At 36.6% G+C, this 20,181-nt stretch carries 15 protein-coding genes; 12 read left to right on the top strand and 3 right to left on the bottom strand.

The genetic code is table 11. The features are described 5' to 3' along the window. Nucleotides 1-60: 60 nt before the first annotated feature. Nucleotides 61-3,246 carry a TonB-dependent receptor gene (locus OK18_RS02740; protein WP_053329275.1) on the top strand — a complete coding sequence of 1,062 codons (3,186 nt, stop codon included), beginning with the start codon at nt 61-63 and terminating at the stop codon, nt 3,244-3,246. A 242-nt stretch (nt 3,247-3,488) separates the two neighbouring features. Here the strand turns inward: OK18_RS02740 and OK18_RS02735 are convergent, their stop codons facing one another. From OK18_RS02735 to OK18_RS02725, 3 genes are all read right to left on the bottom strand, one after another. Continuing rightward, the gene (locus OK18_RS02735; protein ID WP_050019943.1) at nt 3,489-5,147 is read right to left on the bottom strand and encodes a ribonucleoside-diphosphate reductase subunit alpha; all 1,659 of its coding nucleotides are present in this window, start codon (nt 5,145-5,147) and stop codon (nt 3,489-3,491) included. A 58-nt stretch (nt 5,148-5,205) separates the two neighbouring features. Further along, a complete protein-coding gene (locus OK18_RS02730; protein WP_053327004.1) occupies nt 5,206-5,496 on the bottom strand; it encodes a hypothetical protein in 291 nt (96 codons plus the stop codon). Between the two features lie 89 nt (nt 5,497-5,585). Further along, a complete protein-coding gene (locus OK18_RS02725; protein ID WP_041461620.1) occupies nt 5,586-6,560 on the bottom strand; it encodes a ribonucleotide-diphosphate reductase subunit beta in 975 nt (324 codons plus the stop codon). Between the two features lie 424 nt (nt 6,561-6,984). Between OK18_RS02725 and OK18_RS02720 the strand changes: the two genes are divergently transcribed. The 11 genes from OK18_RS02720 (at nt 6,985) to OK18_RS02670 (ending at nt 20,162) form a co-directional block, all read left to right on the top strand. Next, on the top strand, nt 6,985-7,674 hold the full coding sequence (locus OK18_RS02720; RefSeq protein ID WP_050019945.1) for an ABC transporter ATP-binding protein: 690 nt from the start codon (nt 6,985-6,987) through the stop codon (nt 7,672-7,674). 75 nt (nt 7,675-7,749) lie between these two features. Further along, entirely contained in the window at nt 7,750-8,979 is a 1,230-nt protein-coding gene (locus tag OK18_RS02715; RefSeq protein WP_053327003.1) for an ABC transporter permease, read from the top strand. Nucleotides 8,980-9,056: 77 nt separating this feature from the next. Next, nucleotides 9,057-10,328, top strand: coding sequence for an ABC transporter permease (locus OK18_RS02710; RefSeq protein ID WP_050019947.1), 1,272 nt, complete (start codon nt 9,057-9,059; stop codon nt 10,326-10,328). Between the two features lie 109 nt (nt 10,329-10,437). Beyond that, nucleotides 10,438-11,649 (top strand): efflux RND transporter periplasmic adaptor subunit, encoded by a 1,212-nt coding sequence (locus tag OK18_RS02705; protein ID WP_050019948.1) that lies wholly within the window; start codon nt 10,438-10,440, stop codon nt 11,647-11,649. A gap of 386 nt (nt 11,650-12,035) precedes the next feature. Beyond that, nucleotides 12,036-13,082 carry a cytochrome-c peroxidase gene (locus OK18_RS02700; RefSeq protein ID WP_053327002.1) on the top strand — a complete coding sequence of 349 codons (1,047 nt, stop codon included), beginning with the start codon at nt 12,036-12,038 and terminating at the stop codon, nt 13,080-13,082. 163 nt (nt 13,083-13,245) lie between these two features. Further along, nucleotides 13,246-14,148, top strand: a complete 903-nt coding sequence (locus OK18_RS02695; protein WP_053327001.1) for an NAD(P)/FAD-dependent oxidoreductase — start codon at nt 13,246-13,248, stop codon at nt 14,146-14,148. A gap of 170 nt (nt 14,149-14,318) precedes the next feature. Beyond that, complete coding sequence (gene glyA / locus OK18_RS02690) at nt 14,319-15,584, top strand: serine hydroxymethyltransferase (RefSeq protein WP_050019950.1); 1,266 nt, start codon at nt 14,319-14,321, stop codon at nt 15,582-15,584. A gap of 50 nt (nt 15,585-15,634) precedes the next feature. Then, a complete protein-coding gene (locus OK18_RS02685; protein WP_394331972.1) occupies nt 15,635-16,099 on the top strand; it encodes a regulatory protein RecX in 465 nt (154 codons plus the stop codon). A 28-nt stretch (nt 16,100-16,127) separates the two neighbouring features. Beyond that, nucleotides 16,128-17,264, top strand: coding sequence for a DegT/DnrJ/EryC1/StrS family aminotransferase (locus OK18_RS02680; RefSeq protein WP_228377681.1), 1,137 nt, complete (start codon nt 16,128-16,130; stop codon nt 17,262-17,264). A gap of 110 nt (nt 17,265-17,374) precedes the next feature. After that, nucleotides 17,375-19,303 (top strand): polysaccharide biosynthesis protein, encoded by a 1,929-nt coding sequence (locus tag OK18_RS02675; RefSeq protein WP_053326999.1) that lies wholly within the window; start codon nt 17,375-17,377, stop codon nt 19,301-19,303. A gap of 40 nt (nt 19,304-19,343) precedes the next feature. Further along, nucleotides 19,344-20,162 (top strand): polysaccharide biosynthesis/export family protein, encoded by an 819-nt coding sequence (locus OK18_RS02670; RefSeq protein WP_050019951.1) that lies wholly within the window; start codon nt 19,344-19,346, stop codon nt 20,160-20,162. Nucleotides 20,163-20,181 lie beyond the last annotated feature (19 nt).

Raw genomic sequence — 20,181 nt, 5'->3', positions numbered from 1 at the left:
TTACCACACTTCTTTGATGTGAAATCTAATTTTACACCAGATTTCGTAGCAATAAAAAATATGAAGAAAAAATTGATCTGTGCTTTTGCATTATTATCTTTTGGATTTGCATTTTCACAGGAAACCAGTTCAAAAATCTTTGGAAGATTAAAAGGTGTTTCTTCCGAAGTTGTGGTAAAAGTAGTACACGTTCCTACCAACAGTACTTTTGAAACCAGAAGTAATAGCAAAGGACAGTTTAGTCTGGATAATCTACAGCCGGGAGGCCCTTATACCATTGAAATTCTGGATGGCTCAAAGGTTATTTATGAAAATACCAATCTTCAGCTCTCATTGGGCAATAATGACTTACCTGTGGTAGAAATTGACAGTAAGGAAAAAACAATTGATGAGGTAAAGATTACTTCTAAAAAAACAGCTGTAAAATATGGAGTAGGGATCAATCAGGCACAGATTTCAGGATTACCCAATATCAACAGAGGGATCCAGGATGTAACCAAGCTGGTTCCGCAAAGTGCCAATAATTCTTTTAACGGAACTAATTTCCGTTATAATAATGTGACAATAGACGGCTCTATTAATAATGACGCAATTGGATTTAGCCCATCTTTGGGAGGGCAGACCGGAACTTCAGGAATGCCGGGAAGCAGTACCCGCTCCAATTCTATAAGCCTGGATGCGATTCAGGATGTACAGGTGTATATTGCTCCTTATGATGTGAAACTTGGAAATTTTCTGGGCGGAAGCATCAATGCAGTTACACGAAGCGGAAGTAACGATGTAACCGGGTCATTATATGTGTATGGAAGAAATGCATCAATTACGGGGAGTAACCGGGTTGGGGATAATTCTAAAATGCCTAAAGATTTTTCTGATTTTATTTACGGGGGAAGGGTAGGCTTGCCGGTGGTAAGAGATAAAGTATTTTTATTTACCAATCTGGAATACACAAAAAGAACAGATCCGGTATTCTATAATGCCAATGATCCTAACGCGCTGGTTAATGAAACCGTGGCACAGCAGATTTCAGATTTTGTACGGAGTAAATATGGATTTAATGCAGGAACCTTCAATCAGTATAATAATTTCTCGGAAAGTTCTAAACTCTTCAACAAGCTGGACTGGAAGATTAATGATAAACACACCTTATCGATTAAAAACAATACGGTATTTTCACAGGCTTCCAATCTTGAGAGAGATGGTGCCAACTTCAGATTCTCAAGTATGGATTTCGTGCAGAAAAATACTGCCTCTACAACGACTCTTGAGCTGAAAAGCCGTTTTAATGATAAATGGAGCAATAATTTGGTGCTGGGTTACTCTTCGATTCATGATTACAGGGACCCTACCTCCAGTAATCCTATGTTTCCACAGGTGGAAATTGCTTACAATGGAGGAACCATTTTGTTAGGAAATGACAGGGAGGCTACAGTCTTCAATATGAAACAGAAAACGTTTGAAATTACCAATAATCTTACCTACAAAACAGGACATCATACCTTTTTGCTGGGAACCCATAATGAGTTATATGCTATCAATTACGGTTTTGTAAATGCTTTAAATGGGAGAATTTCTTACAAAAGCCTTTCGGATTTCTATAATTCTAATCCGGCAAGGATAAGAGGAACCTATCCGTTCAACGGGGACAGCCGGGGAACCCTTTTTGACAACCCGTACGCCCAATATAAGGTCAATCTCCTTTCCTTGTATCTGCAGGATGAAATTAACTGGGGCAGGCTAAGATTATCACCGGGTGTGAGAGTTGATTATACGGATTTACCGGATAAGCCACAATTAAGCCCATTGGTAAACAATTCTCCACAGGATCCTAATTATGGGAAAACCTATAGCTATACTCCGTTAAGTCAGCTTACCAATACTTATCTGAATAAACCGACCTTATCACCAAGACTCGGATTCACAATTGACCTTACGGAGAACAGATCTATGGTATTAAGAGGAGGTTCAGGTATTTTTGTCGGCCGGATTCCGTTTGCCTGGTTAGGATATGCTTATTATAATGACGGGGTAGGTTTTGGAAGCTATGATTATAATGCGCCTACAGCAGCACAGCTGGCGGCCAACGGAGATCCGTTGGTAGGAGCTAATTTCCCGAAATGGCAGAATTCTTCAAAAGTACAGGTAGACCTTATTGATAACAACTTTAAAATGCCTCGGGTATGGAGGAGCTCTCTAGCGTACGACTATACTCTGGCAGGATATAAACTTACATTAGAAGGGATTTATACCAAGGTACTGTATGATCTGAAATTCCAGCAGGTGAATAAAACGGATAATGTGACGTATTACAGCTATGATGTCAATCACGAAATGCCGGTCTATACCACCAATATCAACAGCAATTTTTCTAATGCTTATCTTTTATCCAATACTAAAGAAGGATACCGTTACAATTTGACGGCACAGCTTTCAAAATCTTATAATTTCGGATTCAATTTCTTTGTAGCATACACCTATGGTGATGCCAAAGATATTACGAATGGTATCCGGAATTCTATGGAAAGTAACTGGCAGATGAACCAGTCTCTGACCCCTAACGATCCTAAGCTGACCACCTCTAACTTTGCAATCAAAAACAGAGTGGTGGCAAACCTTGGGTATGCCTTTACTATTTCTAAATCCAACAGGCTGTATACCAATGTATATTTCAATGCCCAGTCAGGTAACCCATTCACTTGGGGATTTGTAAACAGTACGATTGCCAATACGGGACAGGCAGCAGGACTTGCTTATATCTTTAAAGATGCCGCTGAAGCTGCAAAATATATCGTTCCAATAAAAGATGCCGCAGGGAATGTGCTGGTAACAGCTCAACAACAGGTAGCAGATTATGAAAATTTTGTAAATAGCAATAACTACCTGAGATCAAGAAGAGGAACTTTTACAGAAAGAAACGGAGATTTTACCCCTTGGAATATTCAGGCTGATATCAGGATTATGGACGAAATCAGACTGAGTGAGAAGTCGAAGAATACATTACAGATTTCTTTAAGCATCATCAATTTTACCAATCTTCTGAATAAGGATTGGGGAAAAGTGTATTTTGTTCCTAATACCTTCAATTCTACAGCGAGCGTAGGGCTTACCAAAACAGGGAATATTGCTGCCGGACAGCCTTCGGCCGGTGATCCTACCTATAATTTCAGAACACCGGGACTTCCCTATACGATTGATCAGTTTGCATCAAGATTTCAGGCACAGCTTGGAGTGAGATATAATTTCTAATTACTGTTTTTTACTTTATACTATTCTTTTCAAAGGTCCGGATTTTCTTTCCGGGCCTTTTTTTCATTGAAAGATATCACCTTTTTCTTAGGAGAATTTATACAGTAGACATTTGATGATAATATTTGGAAAACTCTCAAAAACTGTGATTAGACATAATTATGGAATAATAGAATATGGAAATAACAAAAGCATGCCAGCCAGGCATGCTTTTGTCGATATGTTTATTTATTATTTGAAGTTTAAGCTTCGCAGCTTGAACATGATACAAAATTCACCATCATTTCTTTAGATACTGAAGAGCTTCTTTGATAGTACAAAGTTTTTACTCCTTTTTTCCAGGCTTCTATATAAAGATAGTTTACATCTTTTACAGGCATTGTGGAAGGAATCTGAAGATTCAATGATTGTGCCTGGTCAATATATTGCTGTCTCTGTGCCGCCTGGGAAATGATTTCCATCGGAGAGATCTCTTTAAAGGTTTTGAAAACAGCTTTTTCTTCCGGAGTAAGCTCATTCAGGTGCTGTACAGATCCATGGTTCAGCATGATGGTTCTCCATGTTTCCTCATTATCCAGCCCTTTTTCTTCTAATAATTTTGCCAGGTATTTATTCTTACGCATAAAGTTTCCTTTAGCCAGACCTGCTTTATAGTAGTTGGAAGAGAAAGGTTCGATCCCCGGGGAAGTTTGTCCCAAAATAGCTGAACTGGAAGTTGTAGGAGCAATAGCCATTGTTGTGGTATTTCTTAATCCGTACCCTTTCAGTACTTCCGGTTCTCCATAGATATTGGCAAGTTCACGGGAAGCTTGTTCAGCCTGTTCTTTAATGTGTCTGAATGCTCTCGCATTAAACTGAGTCGCTTCAAAGCTTTCAAACGGAATCATATTCTTTTGCAGGTAAGAATGGTACCCTAAAACTCCTAATCCAAGAGCTCTGTGACGCATAGCAAAGTTTCTTGCTCCCTGCAGATAGTAGTTTCCTTCAGTCTTATCGATAAATTCTGATAAAACAGCATCCAGGAAGTAAACAGCCAGTTTTACGGCATCTGTATCTTTCCATTCATCATACAGTTCAAGGTTCATTGAGGATAAGCAGCAGATGAAAGACTCCTCCATAGTGGACGGAAGCATGATTTCAGAACAAAGGTTACTTGCGTTTACCGTCATTCCCAAATCTTTATATACCTGTGGCTTATTTCTGTTAACGTTATCTGTAAAGAAAATATAAGGAAGTCCTTTTTGCTGGCGGCTTTCAAGAACCCTAGCCCATATTTTACGCTTATCCATATCACCGTCAATCATATCCTGCATCCAATAGTCCGGCACACATACTCCGGTAAACAGGTTCTGAATAGGGCTACCGATATCTTTAATGGATAAAAATTCTTCAATATCTCCGTGGTCAATGTCCAGATAAGCAGCAAAAGCTCCTCTTCTCACACCTCCCTGGGAAACGACATCCATTGCTGTATCAAATAACTTCATGAATGAAACCGCTCCTGAAGATTTTCCATTGTCTGTTACTGCAGTACCTCTGTTTCTCAGTTCTCCAAAATATCCTGAAGTACCTCCACCGATTTTTGTCTGCATGATCACTTCACCCATTTTGTGGGTAATCCCTTCAATACTGTCCGGAATATGAACATTGAAGCATGAGATGGGAAGACCTCTCTGAGTTCCCATATTAGCCCATACAGGGGATGAGAAGCTGATCCATCCTTTTGTAATCATTTCTTTGAATGCCGGCTGAAGCTCAGGTTTGTATAACCTTTTTGCAGCAGCAGTGGTGATTCTGTCGATTGCTCCGTCTACCGTTTCTCCTTTCAACAGATATCCTCTGTTCAGCATCTGCTCAGACTCTTCATTGAGCCACCATATATTTGAATTTTGCTCTTCCATAGATGTTATATTTTCGAATACCGGAGAGATAATAACCCCACTCCGGTATTTTGTTTTTTTATAGTATTGGTTGTAAAATTTCTACTTTATGGGAACCGTTCAGCCCGCTTTCATCTCTTAGTTTCTGAAACTCTTTAAAAGAGGGTATATTCAAAACCTCATGCTGAGCTTCTTCATTGATGTAGTTTGAGTAATGTACAAATGTAACGCCGTCTTCTTTTACAAAAACCTTATATTCAAATGCGGATTGATCCAGGTTTTTAAAATCGTTCAAAAACTTTTGAATATTCGCTTTGTTTTCAGAAACAAATTCAGGTTTCACGGTGTAGCTTACGATTACATTAATCATCTTTTTTATTTGTGCATTAAATTCATTGTACGGGAAATGGAACTATCCCTAATACCATCTGTTTTGACGCTCGCTTCGCTCGCGCTTTTTTAAAACAAATCGTTCGCTGTAATACTTTTATCGTGTTTTGTATAGTCCACAGGTCTTTTAGCGAAGAAATCATCTAATGAATTGGCAAAAACTTCTTCCTCGAACCATACCATTGGTCTGTATTGCTCAGGAGTAATGTTGTATCTTGTTTTCATGTTGATTTTCTTCAGGCTGTCATCTACACGATATTTCATGAAATTTAACAGGTCTTCTTTAGAAACATTGTCGATTTCACCCAATTCAAAGATCCAGCTAAGGATATCTCCTTCTCTTGCGATGGATTCGTCAACAAGGGTGTAGATATCTTCAATATCGCTGTCTGTTAATAAATCAGGTTGTTCCTCGCGGATTTTGTTGATGAGGTAGATTCCTGCATTGGCATGGATCTGTTCATCTACAGAGGTCCATGCAATAATGTTGGAAACATTTTTCATGAATCCTTTAAATCTTGTGAAAGAAAGGATGATGGCAAACTGAGAGAAAAGAGAAACGTTTTCTACCAGGATACTGAATAACAACAATGCTGAAACGTACTCTTTGGGAGTGGCAGAATTCGCATGTTTCAGGGCGTTCCCTAAAAACTCGATTCTTCCTTTAACGGCAGGAATTTCTATAACGTTAAGGAATTCATCATTATATCCCAGTACTTCTAATAAACGGGAATAAGCTTCAGAATGACGGAATTCACATTCTGCAAAAGTAGACCCTAATCCATTGAATTCCGGTTTTGGAAGGTGGTTGTATAAATTTCCCCAGAATGTCTTTACAGACACCTCGATCTGTGCAATGGCTAAAAGCGCATTTTTCACAGCATGTTTTTCATGTGGTTCCAACTGCGAATGAAAATCCTGAACATCTGCAGTAAAATCCACTTCTGAATGTACCCAGAACGATTTGTTGATGGCTTCCACAAATTGAAGAACCTCCGGGTATTCAAATGGCTTATAGCTTACTCTTTTATCAAAAATTCCCATATTAAAATATCTTTATAATTAAATAACTCAGACCTCTGTGGATAACGTTCAGAAAACATATAACTTATTGTTTTTGTGTTGGTTGTGGATAAAAGTTATTCACATTGTAAGTTTGTGTTTCCGATCAGAATCTAAATACAAAGTTCGAAAAAAAGAACTGATTTTAAAAGAGGTAAATACTAATTGACTGACTTTTAGCTGTAAAAGTTTTCCACATTTACATGAAACAGGCTCGAATAATAGGCTAGAGAGCAATCTAAGGCCGAAATGACTGGAAAATTAAAGTTAGAGTTAAACACTTTTATATAATATATTGTAAATAAAGGGTTAATTGGTTAAACAAAAAAATATTTGAATAAATTTTTAATCTTGTAACAATTTGAAAATAAGATCTACTTATTGGGTATAAAACATACATCACTTAATGTTAGTAATTCAGGATTTACATAAATCATACGATACGGGGAAAAGCAAGCTCCATGTTCTTAAGGGGATTAATCTGAATATTTCAGAGGGCGAGTTTGTTTCTATTATGGGAAGTTCCGGTTCGGGAAAGTCTACACTTCTTAATATTATCGGTATTCTGGACGAAAAAGATTCAGGAACTTATGAATTGGACGGGGTGCCGATTGAGCATCTTTCAGAAGTAAAGGCAGCGGAGTACAGAAGTCGGTTTTTGGGGTTTATTTTTCAGTCATTTAACCTGATAAATTATAAAACAGCTTTAGAAAATGTAGCCCTTCCTTTGTATTACCAGAATGTACCCAGGAAAGAACGTAATCAGAAAGCATTGGAGTACCTGGAAAAAGTAGGCCTGGCACAATGGGCGAATCACCTTCCGAGTGAGCTTTCGGGAGGGCAGAAACAGAGAGTGGCAATTGCAAGGGCTTTGATCACCAACCCTAAAGTAGTATTGGCGGATGAGCCCACCGGTGCCCTGGATTCAAAAACAACTCATGATATTATGAAGCTCCTTCAGGATATTAACAATGAAGGAAAAACAATTATCGTAGTAACCCATGAGCCTGATGTGGCAGCACAAACCAAAAGAAATGTTGTGTTGAAAGACGGTATCATTGAAAGTGATGAGTTTATCAAGCAGGTTGTACTGTAGGCAATTTGATAATTTGAAATGAGATAATCTGAAAATTTAAGGTTTTAATTTTTCAATCTTTTAATATTAATAAAAATGTTTGACCTAGATCGTTGGCAGGAAATATTCAGTTCTATCCGTAGTAATATACTCCGGACGGTGCTTTCGGGATTTACGGTAGCCCTGGGATTGTTTATTTTCATTGTGCTTTTCGGGATCGGAAAAGGACTGCAGAACGCATTTTCCGAGGGATTTGCAGGAGATGCCAAGAACCTGATATCCATTACTACAGGAAAAACAACTTTAGCTTACAAAGGATTACAGTCTGACAGGAGTGTAACATTGAATAATGCTGACTACGATTTCCTGATCAATACAGATAAAGAAAAAGTAGGCTCTTCAAGTCCGAGATATAGTGCCAGTTTAATGGTGAAATACGGAAAAGAGAGTGGTATTTATCAGGTTCATGGAGCAGAGCCGGGCGAACAGGTTATTGAAAACAGAACAATCATTGACGGCCGTTATCTTACTCCCAGGGATCTAACCAATAAGCAGAATGTAGCGGTCATCGGAAGAATGGTCCAGAGAGATTTGATCAAGAACGGAAGTCCGGTAGGAAAAGAGCTGGACATTAACGGGACAATGTTTAAGGTAGTGGGCGTTTTTTCAGATGAAGGAGGAGACTGGGATGAAAGACACATCACAGTTCCTATTACTACCTTACAGCAGATGAAAAAAGGATCTGATACGGTAAGTATCGCTTATATATCATATAGTGATAAGCTGACCCCTCAGGAAGCCATTAAGTATGGTGATGAGTTAAAAGATAAATTAAAATCAAGAAAGAATGTTTCCCCCGATGATGAAAATGGAGTACGCGTTTGGAATAATGCAAAAAACATGAACGATACCTTTACATTTATGGCGGTCCTTACGGCGATAGTTGGCTTTATAGGTCTGGGAACATTGCTGGCCGGAATTATCGGGATCAGTAACATTATGGTGTATATCGTAAAAGAAAGAACCAAAGAAATCGGTGTGCGGAAAGCCATCGGAGCAAAGCCCCGCGGGATTGTAGCGTTAATTGTTCAGGAAAGTGTTGTGATTACGGTTATTTCAGGATTCGTTGGCGTTGGTATTGGTGTTTTGGCTTTGAATTTAATTGGAGACAGTCTCGAACAGTTCTTTATTAAAAATCCAAGCGTAGGCTGGGGAACCATATTAATGGCATTTATTGCACTGATTTTCTCAGGATTGGTTGCTGGATTTGTTCCTGCATACAGGGCTTCAAAAATTAAACCGATAGAGGCGTTGAGAACGGAATAATTAAGATAAAAGAAAAAAGTTCAGAAAGACAAATAGAAGAATGATTGAATATACTATATAACTCATAATTCAAAAAGGTGAATATCATATTTAAAAAAGATACTTGGCAGGAGATCTATTATTCATTGAGGAATAATAAACTTCGGACATTCCTTACCATGATTGGGGTAGGATGGGGAATGTTTTTGTATGTAAGCCTTCTTGGAGCTGCAAAAGGAATGGAAAACGGATTTGATAAACTGTTTTCCGGGTTCGCTACCAATTCCATTTTTCTCTGGGCACAGAAAACTTCTATTCCCTATGAAGGATTTCCCAAAGGAAGAGAAGTCCATTTACAGTTGTCTGATATGGAAATGCTGAAAAGAAAAGTGACAGCAATTGACTATATCTCTCCCCAAAATGCAAGAGGAAGTTTTACCGGGACTCCGGGGGAAGCGATGTCAAGAAACGGTAAAAACGGCACCTATTCTCTTACCGGGGACTATGCTGTAGGAAATAAAATTTCAGAAAAGAAACTCATTTTCGGGCGTTACATCAATGATGCGGATGTTTCCGGAAATAAAAATGTAGTGGTCATTGGTGAAGAAATTTATAAAAACTTTTTTGATTCCAAGAAAAAAGAGAACCCGATTGGAAAATCTATTAATATCAAAGGTCTTTTCTTTAATGTAATCGGGGTTTTCAGAGTAAAGAAAGGAGGAGGTTTTGAAAATGATCAGACAGCGTTTATTCCACTGTCAACATATACAAAAATGTATAACGCCGGAGAGCAGATTGATCTGTTTGCTATTGTAAGTAAACCCAATGCTAACGTAGGCTCTGTAGAACAGGACGTAAAACAGGTATTAAAATCTAAAAATAAAATTTCCCCTGAAGATACCAATGCTTTTGGTAGTTTCAATTTAGGAAAAGAATTTAAAAAGCTGACAGGTTTCCTTACCGGAATGCAGCTGCTCACCATTATTGTAGGTACACTAACCATTCTTGCCGGGGTAATTGCCATCTCGAATATCCTGCTGATTACCGTGAAAGAAAGAACAAAAGAAATAGGTATCAGAAGAGCACTGGGTGCAAAGCCGTCTGAGGTGAGAAATCAGATTTTATTGGAAAGTGTAGTGATCACGCTTTCTTCAGGATTACTGGGGTTTATGTTCGGGATCTTTGTTTTAATGATATTAAATGCTGTCACTCAAGGGCAGGACTCTTTCCCCTTCTATAATCCGACGGTGAATTATGGGAATGTTTTCGCGGCAATGGCAGTGATGGTTATTTTAGGATTGGTGATCGGAATGATTCCCGCACAAAGAGCCGTAAAAATCCGGCCAATTGAAGCGTTAAGGACAGAGTAATTAATTTGAAAATACAATTATTTGAAAAATTTAAAAATGAAAAATCAACTACAAAAAGGTTGAGTAATGTTAAATCTTTCAAACTTAAAATAAAAAATAAACTATACATATGAAAAAGAAATTCACTTGGAAAAAAGCCATTTATATAGTGTTGGGGCTTTTATTTGCAGTGGCATTGTTCTCAGGGATTGGCTATCTTATCAAATCGAATTCTCAGGAAGGAGAAGCTTTCCTTACGCGTAAGCCTAATGTTCAGAATATGGATGACAAGGTAATGGCTACAGGAAAAATTGTTCCAAAAGAAGAAATTGAAATCAAACCGAATATTACAGGAATTATTGATAAAATTTTAGTGAAGGAAGGAGATAAGGTAGAAATCGGACAATTGATTGCTACGGTGAGAATTGTTCCCAGTATTTCTGAAGTAAATGCCGCACAACAGGAAGTTCAGAATGCCCAGCTTCAAATCAATAATGCCCAGATGAATGTGAGTAATATGCAGAAGCAGTTTGATATGCAGGACAGGCTTTATAAACAGGGTGTGATTTCTAAACAGGATTTCCTCAATTCACAACAGCAATTGTTTACGCAACAGCAGAATCTTAAAAACGCCCAACAGCAACTGAATACGGCACAAAAAAGATTGCAGATTGCAAAAACCGGAGCCACTCCAGAACTTCAGGGACAAGGTCTGGCAACAACACAGATCCGTTCAAAAGCTTCAGGAACCGTTCTTGAAGTACCTGTAAAAGTAGGGAGTCAGGTGATTGAAGCCAATAACTTTAACGCCGGAACAACTATTTGTTCAGTAGCTGATTTGAATTCTTTGATTTTTAAAGGAGAAATAGACGAAGCCCAGGCCGGGAAACTAAGCCAGGGAATGGATATGAATATTGTAATCGGAGCTTTACAGAATAAAACTTTCCCGGGCAAGCTAACAATGATTGCCCCTAAAGGGAAAGATAATGCAGGAACAATCAAATTTCCTGTAGAAGGGAATGTGGAAAATCCCAATAATGAATATATCAGGGCTGGATTCTCTGCCAATGGAGAGATTGTATTGAGCTCTCAGAAAAATGCATTATTATTGGATGAGTCTTTGGTTCAGTATGAAAAGAAACAAGGAAAAGATGTTCCTTTTGTGGAAGTAAAACAAAAAGACGGGAAATTTAAAAAAGTATACGTGAAACTTGGTGCCAGTGACGGAATTAATGTTCAGATATTACCAGGCTCAGGAATTGATAAAGATTCTGAAGTAAAAGTTTGGAATCCATCCGATAAAGACAAGGAAGAATTAAAAGAAAAGTCAAAGAAAAAATAATAAACTAACACTATAAGTTTAAACTGTTGAGTCCCGGAATTCTTTTTCCGGGATTTTTTGTTGCTGTACCAGATATCTGCGCTATTAAAAGGAGCCAGATCTATATTAATATAAGGATTCAGGATGAAATTAATGAACTGAAAAGCAGGTATTAACGGATAATTAACTACCATTAGATCGAAAAGATTTAAGGTTAAAGAAAAAAGATTTACCTGGGAAATCTGATTATGATTGAATTATTTATACGGTATTTTATTGTTAATGGATGTTGTTGTAAATTTTTACTTTTTACAGCTGTTTTTTTCTTTAATTAAACTATTGTTTAGTAAAGGTCAAGGTTGGCTTTGGTTTTTCTTATCTGTAATTTTACGTAAAAACACACTGATATGAAAAACACAATGTTAATACTTGTGCTCTTTTTGTTATCTTCATGCAAGGGTAACAAAGATAAGCAAGGAACTGATATACCGTTAATTCCGGTTTTTACTGAATTGCAAAATAAAGCGAAAGCAATATTTGGGGTCTTACCTGGTTGGGTAGACAGTCCGATCAGCCCTATAACGGATGAAAAGGTACAATTAGGAAAAACTTTATACTTTGATCCTGTTCTTTCTAAAAACGGGACTCAAAGTTGTAATACATGTCATAACCTGAGTACCTATGGCGTTGATAATAAAGCTTTCTCTCCCGGAGATGCCGAGGGTACGATCGGAGTAAGAAATTCCCCTTCCACTTTAAACGCCGCACTTCATACCGCCCAGTTTTGGGATGGAAGAGCAAAAACTCTCGAAGAACAGGCGGGTAAACCTATTTTGAACCCTATAGAAATGGGTATTCCGGACGAGAAGTTTGCTGTTGAAAGGCTTAAGAACAGCGAAAAATATAGAAAAATGTTTGCCAGTGCTTTTCCTGAAGACAAAGATCCTGTCAACTGGAATAACCTTACCATAGCTATTGGAGCCTTTGAAAGAAAACTGATTACTCCTTCCCGTTTTGATAAGTATATTGCGGGAGATGATAAAGCCATAACTGATAAAGAAAAGCAGGGTCTTCAGGATTTTATTGATGTAGGATGTATTACCTGCCATACCGGTCCTGCATTAGGAGGCAACTCTTTCCAGAAATTCGGAGTGTATAAGGAGTATTGGAAAGAAACCAAAAGTGCTAAAATAGACGCTGGTAAATCAGATATCAGTAAAAATGATGCGGAAAAATATATGTTTAAAGTTCCTTCGTTGAGAAATATTGCTAAGACCGCTCCTTATTTTCATGATGGAAGTGTTAAAGATTTAAAAGAAGCAATCAGGATTATGGGTAAGATACAATTGGATAAAGAATTAACACCGGACCAGGTAGATAATATATTTGCATTTTTTGGTTCGTTGACAGGAGAATTAAATCCGGAATTAGCAAAAGCACCTCAATATCCTTAATTATCATGTAATATGAAGATATTTTAAGTTATATACATCTTTTAAATTAGTAAACCGGTTCTTGAACTTATAGTTTAAGAACCTTTTTTATATGTTAAATATTAATGCAATTATGTTGCGTTATTTAAATTTATACTAACTTTGTCACTTAAATTGATTTAACATGGAAAATAAAAATTTTGAGGTCATTATTATAGGAGGAAGCTATTCCGGGTTATCGGCAGGCATGGCTTTAGGAAGATCACTAAGAAATGTATTGATTATTGATAACGGAAAACCATGTAACAGGCAGACTCCTTATTCTCATAACTTCATTACTCATGACGGAAAAGCACCGGGAGTTATTGCTGAAGAGGCAAAAGAGCAGGTGAAAAAGTATAGTACCGTTAAGTTTCATCACGGGACTGTTGTTGAGATTAAAAAAGTCTCTTCCGGTTTTGAAGTAAAAACGTCAGGTAATGAAGTATTTTTTGCTAAAAAACTGATTCTGGCGTCAGGAATAAAGGATATAATGCCCGATATCCCCGGTTTTTCAGAATGTTGGGGAATTTCTGTATTACATTGTCCCTATTGTCATGGATACGAAGTGAGAAATGAAAAAACGGGAATTCTTGCCAATGGAGAAATGGCTTTTGAATTTTCAAAGCTGATTTTTAATATGACTAAAGATCTGGCTTTATTTACCAACGGGCGATCCCTTTTAACAGATGAGCAGACTGGAAGACTTGCAAAAAATACTATAGATGTATTTGAAGATGAAATTGAAAGAATTGAACATACAAACGGATTTATTCGGGAGATTATTTTTAAAAGTGGTAAAGCCCATTCATTAAAGGTGTTGTACGCAAAAGTTTCCTTTGAACAAAATATTAATGTCACGGATCTAGGTTGTGAATTGACTGATCAAGGGTTTATTAAAGTGGATTTTATGCAGAAAACCAACATCCCGGGAGTTTTTGCTTGTGGAGATAATGTGACAATGATGCGCTCTGTTGCTAATGCTGTTGCTCAAGGGAATTTTACCGGAGCAGTAGTCAATAAGGAGCTTTCAGAAGAAAATTTTTAGTATGCGTAATATAGATTATTATAACATGAGAGATATCGCTGATGAAACTTTATAAATAATAGAAGTCCGCTTTTATAAAAAAACAGACTTAAAATCATATTTCTCCATACCAACATCTCAATGAAAATTCCGTACATTTGGGGTGGAAAATTTCAAAAACTAAAAGTAAAATGGATATTATTTTCGACCTGATTGAAAAGGAAAGACAAAGACAAACCCACGGATTAGAGCTTATTGCATCAGAAAATTTTGTTTCTGAAAATGTAATGAAGGCAATGGGAAGTGTACTGACAAATAAATATGCTGAAGGATATCCCGGGAAAAGATATTACGGGGGATGCGAAGTCGTAGATGAGGTCGAAACGTTGGCAATCAACAGAGCTAAAGAACTTTTCGGAGTAGACTATGTAAATGTTCAGCCACATTCCGGATCTCAGGCGAATGCTGCCATTTATCTTGCTGTTTTGAAACCGGGAGATAAAATTATGGGAATGGACCTTTCTATGGGAGGCCACCTTACCCATGGTTCTGCTGTCAACTTTTCAGGGATTCAATATGAAGTAGTTTCTTACGGGGTAGAAAGAGAAACCGGTCTTATCGACTATAACCAAATGAGGGAAGTAGCGTTAAGAGAAAAACCTAAAATGATGATTGCAGGTTTTTCAGCCTATTCAAGAGATCTTGATTACGCTAAATTCAGAGAAATTGCTGATGAAATAGGGGCAACCCTTTGGGCGGATATTGCTCACCCGGCAGGTTTGGTAGCCAAAGGATTATTAAACTCTCCGTTTGAACACTGTCATGTAGTGACAACCACTACCCATAAAACATTGAGAGGGCCAAGAGGGGGTATGATCATGATGGGAAAAGATTTTGAGAATACCTACGGTCATAAAACTCCAAAAGGAGAAATTAAAATGATGAGTCAGGTATTGGATGGTGCTGTATTTCCTGGTATACAGGGTGGTCCTCTAGAACATGTAATTGCCGGTAAAGCAGTGGCTTTTGGGGAGGCTTTGGATCATCAGTTCGAAACGTATGCAAAGCAGGTTAAGTCCAATGCTCAGGCATTATCAAAGGCAATGATTGACAGAGGTTTTGATATCGTGAGCGGTGGTACCGATAATCACCTGATGCTTGTAGACCTTAGAAACAAAGGGGTAAATGGTAAAGAAACAGAAAAAGCACTGGTTCTTGCTGATATTACGTGTAACAAAAATATGGTTCCTTTTGATGATAAGTCGCCGTTTACAACATCAGGGATCAGATTAGGAACTGCTGCCATTACAACAAGAGGTCTTAAAGAAAATGATATGGATACCATTGCAGGGTTGATCTCTGAAGTAGTAGATAACATCAAAAATGAAGAAGTACTTGCTTCTGTAAAAAAGAAAGTTAATGAGTTGATGGAAGGAAAAGCATTATTTAACTACTAATATTCATTACTATATTATATAGAGAATGAGCCTTGGCTCATTCTTTTTTTATCCACATGGAAAAGAAATCATTTACATTTGATGAGATTAAGCAGAAACTGGTGAACTACTGTGTTTACCAGGATCGTTGTCATGCAGAAGTGGAGCAGAAAATGAAAGAGTTTCTGCTGATTGATGAAGCAAAGGAAGAAATTTTGCTTTATCTGATGAAGGAAAATTATTTAAATGAAGAACGTTTTACCCGGAGCTATATCAGGGGGAAATTTTATATCAAGCATTGGGGTAAGACTAAGATAAAAATGCATCTCAGACAAAAACAGATTTCAGAGAAAATGATCAGCTCCTGTTTTGATGAAATAGATGAGGATGATTACAGGAAAACCATTGTGAGGATCTATGAGGATTATTCTTCCAAACAGAAAGGACTTAAAGAATATCAGAAAAAATCGAAAACGATAAAATATTTGATAAGCAGAGGCTTTGAATATGAGAAAATAAATGATATTTTTGACTGATCATTTAAAAATTCTAAACACATACAGATTGGAAGAAAAGAAAATTTGGTTGTCCCCTCCTCACATGGGAGGAAATGAGTTGAAATATATACAGGACGCATTTGATTCAAACTGGATTTCCCAGTATGGTTTGAATATTGATGAGTTTGAAAAAAAAATTGAAGACTATCTGGGAAGCAACTCTTTTGTTACAGCCTTATCTTCCGGTACAGCTGCAATACATCTGGCTTTGAAGTTATTGAATGTCGGAGAAAATGATTTTGTTATTTGCCAGTCCTTCACTTTTGTTGCCTCTGCCAATCCCATTCTTTACGAAAAAGCAATACCTGTTTTTATTGATAGTGAAGCATCTACCTGGAACATGTGCCCGAATGCTTTGGAAGACGCTGTTAAATATTGTTTACAACAGGGAAAAAAGCCTAAAGCAATCATCACTGTTTCTCTATATGGAATGCCATTTATGGTGGATGAGATTCTTGAAATATCAAGACGGTATGAGATACCAATTATTGAAGATAGTGCGGAAGCTCTGGGAAGCCAATACAAAAACAAGCTTTGCGGTACTTTTGGAGACCTCTCCATCATCAGTTTTAATGGAAATAAGATCATTACCACTTCCGGAGGAGGAATTCTGATCTCCCGAACCTCATTTGACAAAACCAGGGCACTTTATCTTGCTACCCAGGCAAAAGAAAATAAAGATTATTATCATCATTCAGAAATAGGCTATAATTACAGAATGAGCAATATTTCTGCCGGGATAGGAATAGGACAATTGGAAGTTCTGGAAGACAGAATTCAAAGAAGGAGGAATAATCATGATTTTTATCAATCTGTTCTTAAGGATTTTGATGAAATAAAACTTTTTGAAGAACCTAATGAAGATTTCTTTTCCAATTACTGGCTTAATACAGTCACCATTGAAGGAAATAATTGTATAATAACAAAAGAAAAGTTAAAGAAAATATTTTCTGAAAATAATATAGAAACCAGATATTTATGGAAGCCTATGCACTTTCAGCCGTTATATAAGAAATATAAATTCTTTGGAAGGGATCTCTCTGGTACGCTTTTTGGTAGTGGGTTATGTTTACCGTCAGGGTCTGATTTAACTGATGAAGACAAGGATAAAATAATGGATATTTTGATGAAAATTAAAATTTAAATTATTTTTAATTTTAAAACGATAGAAAGAATTTTATTTTAATTTTGCATTTGCTTTTAAGGCCATTTTAATCTTGTACCAAAATATAAATATGAATACAAATAAAGACAATGTACAATTCTCTTAGAAAAAAAATATTTGGAGGAGATAATGTTGTCAATCTCTCAGACGTAAGATATTTGCCTAGATGGATAATACTTGTAATAGATATTATTATTCTGGTTATATCTTTATTCCTATCAACTTATATCATAGAAAAAATTACCCAAAGGGAATTTATTTATCATAATGACAAAAGTATCATTTTTGCTTTTATTATATTGATAAATACCATTTTTATGTATGTGTTCAAGACATACGCCGGAATTATCAGACACTCTACTTTTATAGACCTGTTTAAACTTTTTGTTTCTTGTTTTTGTACTATGTTTGTTATTGGCACAATAAACATTGTATATTTCTGGATCACCGGAGGAAAGTTTATTCTTACACCTTATCTTGTACTATATTTTGTCATTTCCTTTATGGGATTATTTCTCTTTAGATTATATGTTAAAGAGTTTTTCCATATCGTAAGGGAATATAGAAGAAGTGCATTGAAAAAAAGAATTCTGGTATTAGGAATAGACGAGCAATCTATTGCCATAGCAAGAGCCATTCTGGATAACCCGAATCTGCCATATCAGGTTGTAGGATTTCTGACACAAAGAACAGATTCTAAAAGGGCTTCACTTCTTGGGAAGCCAATTTATGCTAAAGAAAAAATTGAGCGTAGTACTAAAGAGGATCTCGTTGTTGATGGTATTATCATTGTCAAGGAAATGATGGCTAAAGATGAAATGAATTCCTGGGTCAATTTATTTTTAGAAAAGGATCTTAATATCTTTAAAGCACCTTCCGTGCAAAAATTAAGAGATAGTGATCTGGGAGGTTCAATCAGAAATCTTCAGATTGAAGATTTGTTGAATAGAAAACCAATAAAAATAGAAAATGAAGAGGTTAAAAGCCGTCATTATGGCAAAACTGTATTAGTAACAGGTGGAGCGGGCTCTATTGGAAGTGAGATCGTAAGACAGGTTGCACAATTTACACCCTCACTAATTGTAGTATTAGATCAGGCTGAAACACCATTATATGATATTGAGCTTGAAATGAAAGACAAGTTTCCTCATATCAGGTTTAAGTTTGTTTTGGCAGATGTATCCAATATACATAGAGTAGAACCTTTATTTCAGACCTATAATTTTTCAATGGTTTATCATGCAGCAGCCTATAAACATGTTCCATTGGTTGAAGAGAATCCTAATGAAGCAATACGTGTCAATGTTTTAGGATCGAAAAATATTGCTCTTTTGTCTAGCCGATACAAAGTTAACAGATTTGTGATGGTTTCTACAGATAAGGCGGTAAACCCTACGAACGTAATGGGAGCTTCTAAACGGGCTGCGGAATTATTTGTTCAATCATTACAACATGTAGAAGGAAATACTACTAAATTTATTACTACCAGATTTGGAAATGTATTAGGGTCTAACGGTTCTGTTATTCCCTATTTCAAAAAACAAATTGAAGCAGGAGGACCGGTTACCATTACTCATCCGGATATTGTTCGGTATTTTATGACCATACCGGAAGCCTGTGAATTAGTTTTACAGGCCGGGACTATGGGAACAGGTGGGGAAATTTTTGTTTTTGATATGGGGGAACCTGTGAAAATTTTAGACCTGGCAAGAAGAATGATAAAGCTATCAGGCTTTGAACCTAATATAGATATCAAAATTATTTATACTGGTTTAAGACCAGGAGAGAAACTGTATGAAGAGTTACTAAGCGATAATGCGAAAACACTTCCTACTCATAACGAGAAAATTATGGTTTCTAAAGACCCTACAATGTCTTTTTCAGAAATAGATAATCTCGTTAATCAAATTACAGAAGCTTCTATAAAAAAAGAAAAAGTAGAGGTCGTAAGAATATTGAAAACAATTGTTCCGGAATTCAGAAGTAATAATTCCATTTACGAAGCACTGGACAAATAGAAAAATAATAAATGTATATTTGTACAATTTTTAAAATACAATGAAAGGTAAAATATTAGCCATATCACTAGCTTTTTTGCTGGTTTCTTGTAAAACTAATCAGAATGCTCAGAATGATTTAAACTATATGCAAAATATAGAGCAAATTGCTATTGAATCATCTGCCAAGAATTCTGGTAATACAATACAGACGGGTGATCAATTGGTCATTATGATCACAGCAAAAGATATGGACGTTGTAAAGCCGTTTAATCAAAATTATTCTTCTTCTGAAGTAATTAATGGAAATAATTTTGCCGGGGGAAATACGCCCGGACAAGGGACTTCTACTATATCAGGACCTACATACATTGTGGATAGTAATGGAAACATAGATTTCCCGGTTATTGGTTCTTTAAATACAACAGGGAAATCTTTGGTAGAGTTTAAAGATGAATTAAAAGATAAAATAAGCCAATATGTTATTAATCCAACAATAAGTGTAAGGCTTGCTAATTTTAAAGTTACGGTTTTAGGTGAAGTAAACAAACAGGGAGATTATACAATTGCTAATGGACAGGCAACAATTCTGAATGCATTGGGACTTGCTGGAGATCTGACAATGTATGGTAAAAGAACAGATGTTTTGGTAATAAGAACTGAAAATGGTACCGTTACTCATGGTAGAGTTAATTTACAGGATGCCAACCTGATTAATTCTCCATACTATCATTTAAAACAAGGAGACGCTATTATTGTTTCATCAAATAAATCAAGGGATTTAACAGCTAAGCAGAATCCCAATACAGGACTTTATCTGACAGCCATCTCTATTGGAGTTACAGCTATTGCTGTTGTTATAAGTTTATTTAAAAAATAAAAATTAATTATACGTTCCC

It is taken from the genome of Chryseobacterium gallinarum (assembly GCF_001021975.1).
In the GTDB taxonomy this organism is placed as follows: domain Bacteria; phylum Bacteroidota; class Bacteroidia; order Flavobacteriales; family Weeksellaceae; genus Chryseobacterium; species Chryseobacterium gallinarum.
The sequence above is the reverse complement of the archived record's forward strand: the minus strand, read 5'-3'. Positions and strand labels throughout refer to the sequence as shown.

Coding starts and splice junctions, on each gene's coding strand:
- OK18_RS02740 (WP_053329275.1), top strand. CDS start 61: ATGAAGAAAAAATTGATCTGTGCTTTTGCATTATTATCTTTTGGATTT.
- OK18_RS02735 (WP_050019943.1), bottom strand. CDS start 5,147: ATGGAAGAGCAAAATTCAAATATATGGTGGCTCAATGAAGAGTCTGAG.
- OK18_RS02730 (WP_053327004.1), bottom strand. CDS start 5,496: ATGATTAATGTAATCGTAAGCTACACCGTGAAACCTGAATTTGTTTCT.
- OK18_RS02725 (WP_041461620.1), bottom strand. CDS start 6,560: ATGGGAATTTTTGATAAAAGAGTAAGCTATAAGCCATTTGAATACCCG.
- OK18_RS02720 (WP_050019945.1), top strand. CDS start 6,985: ATGTTAGTAATTCAGGATTTACATAAATCATACGATACGGGGAAAAGC.
- OK18_RS02715 (WP_053327003.1), top strand. CDS start 7,750: ATGTTTGACCTAGATCGTTGGCAGGAAATATTCAGTTCTATCCGTAGT.
- OK18_RS02705 (WP_050019948.1), top strand. CDS start 10,438: ATGAAAAAGAAATTCACTTGGAAAAAAGCCATTTATATAGTGTTGGGG.
- OK18_RS02700 (WP_053327002.1), top strand. CDS start 12,036: ATGAAAAACACAATGTTAATACTTGTGCTCTTTTTGTTATCTTCATGC.
- OK18_RS02695 (WP_053327001.1), top strand. CDS start 13,246: ATGGAAAATAAAAATTTTGAGGTCATTATTATAGGAGGAAGCTATTCC.
- glyA (WP_050019950.1), top strand. CDS start 14,319: ATGGATATTATTTTCGACCTGATTGAAAAGGAAAGACAAAGACAAACC.
- OK18_RS02675 (WP_053326999.1), top strand. CDS start 17,375: ATGTACAATTCTCTTAGAAAAAAAATATTTGGAGGAGATAATGTTGTC.
- OK18_RS02670 (WP_050019951.1), top strand. CDS start 19,344: ATGAAAGGTAAAATATTAGCCATATCACTAGCTTTTTTGCTGGTTTCT.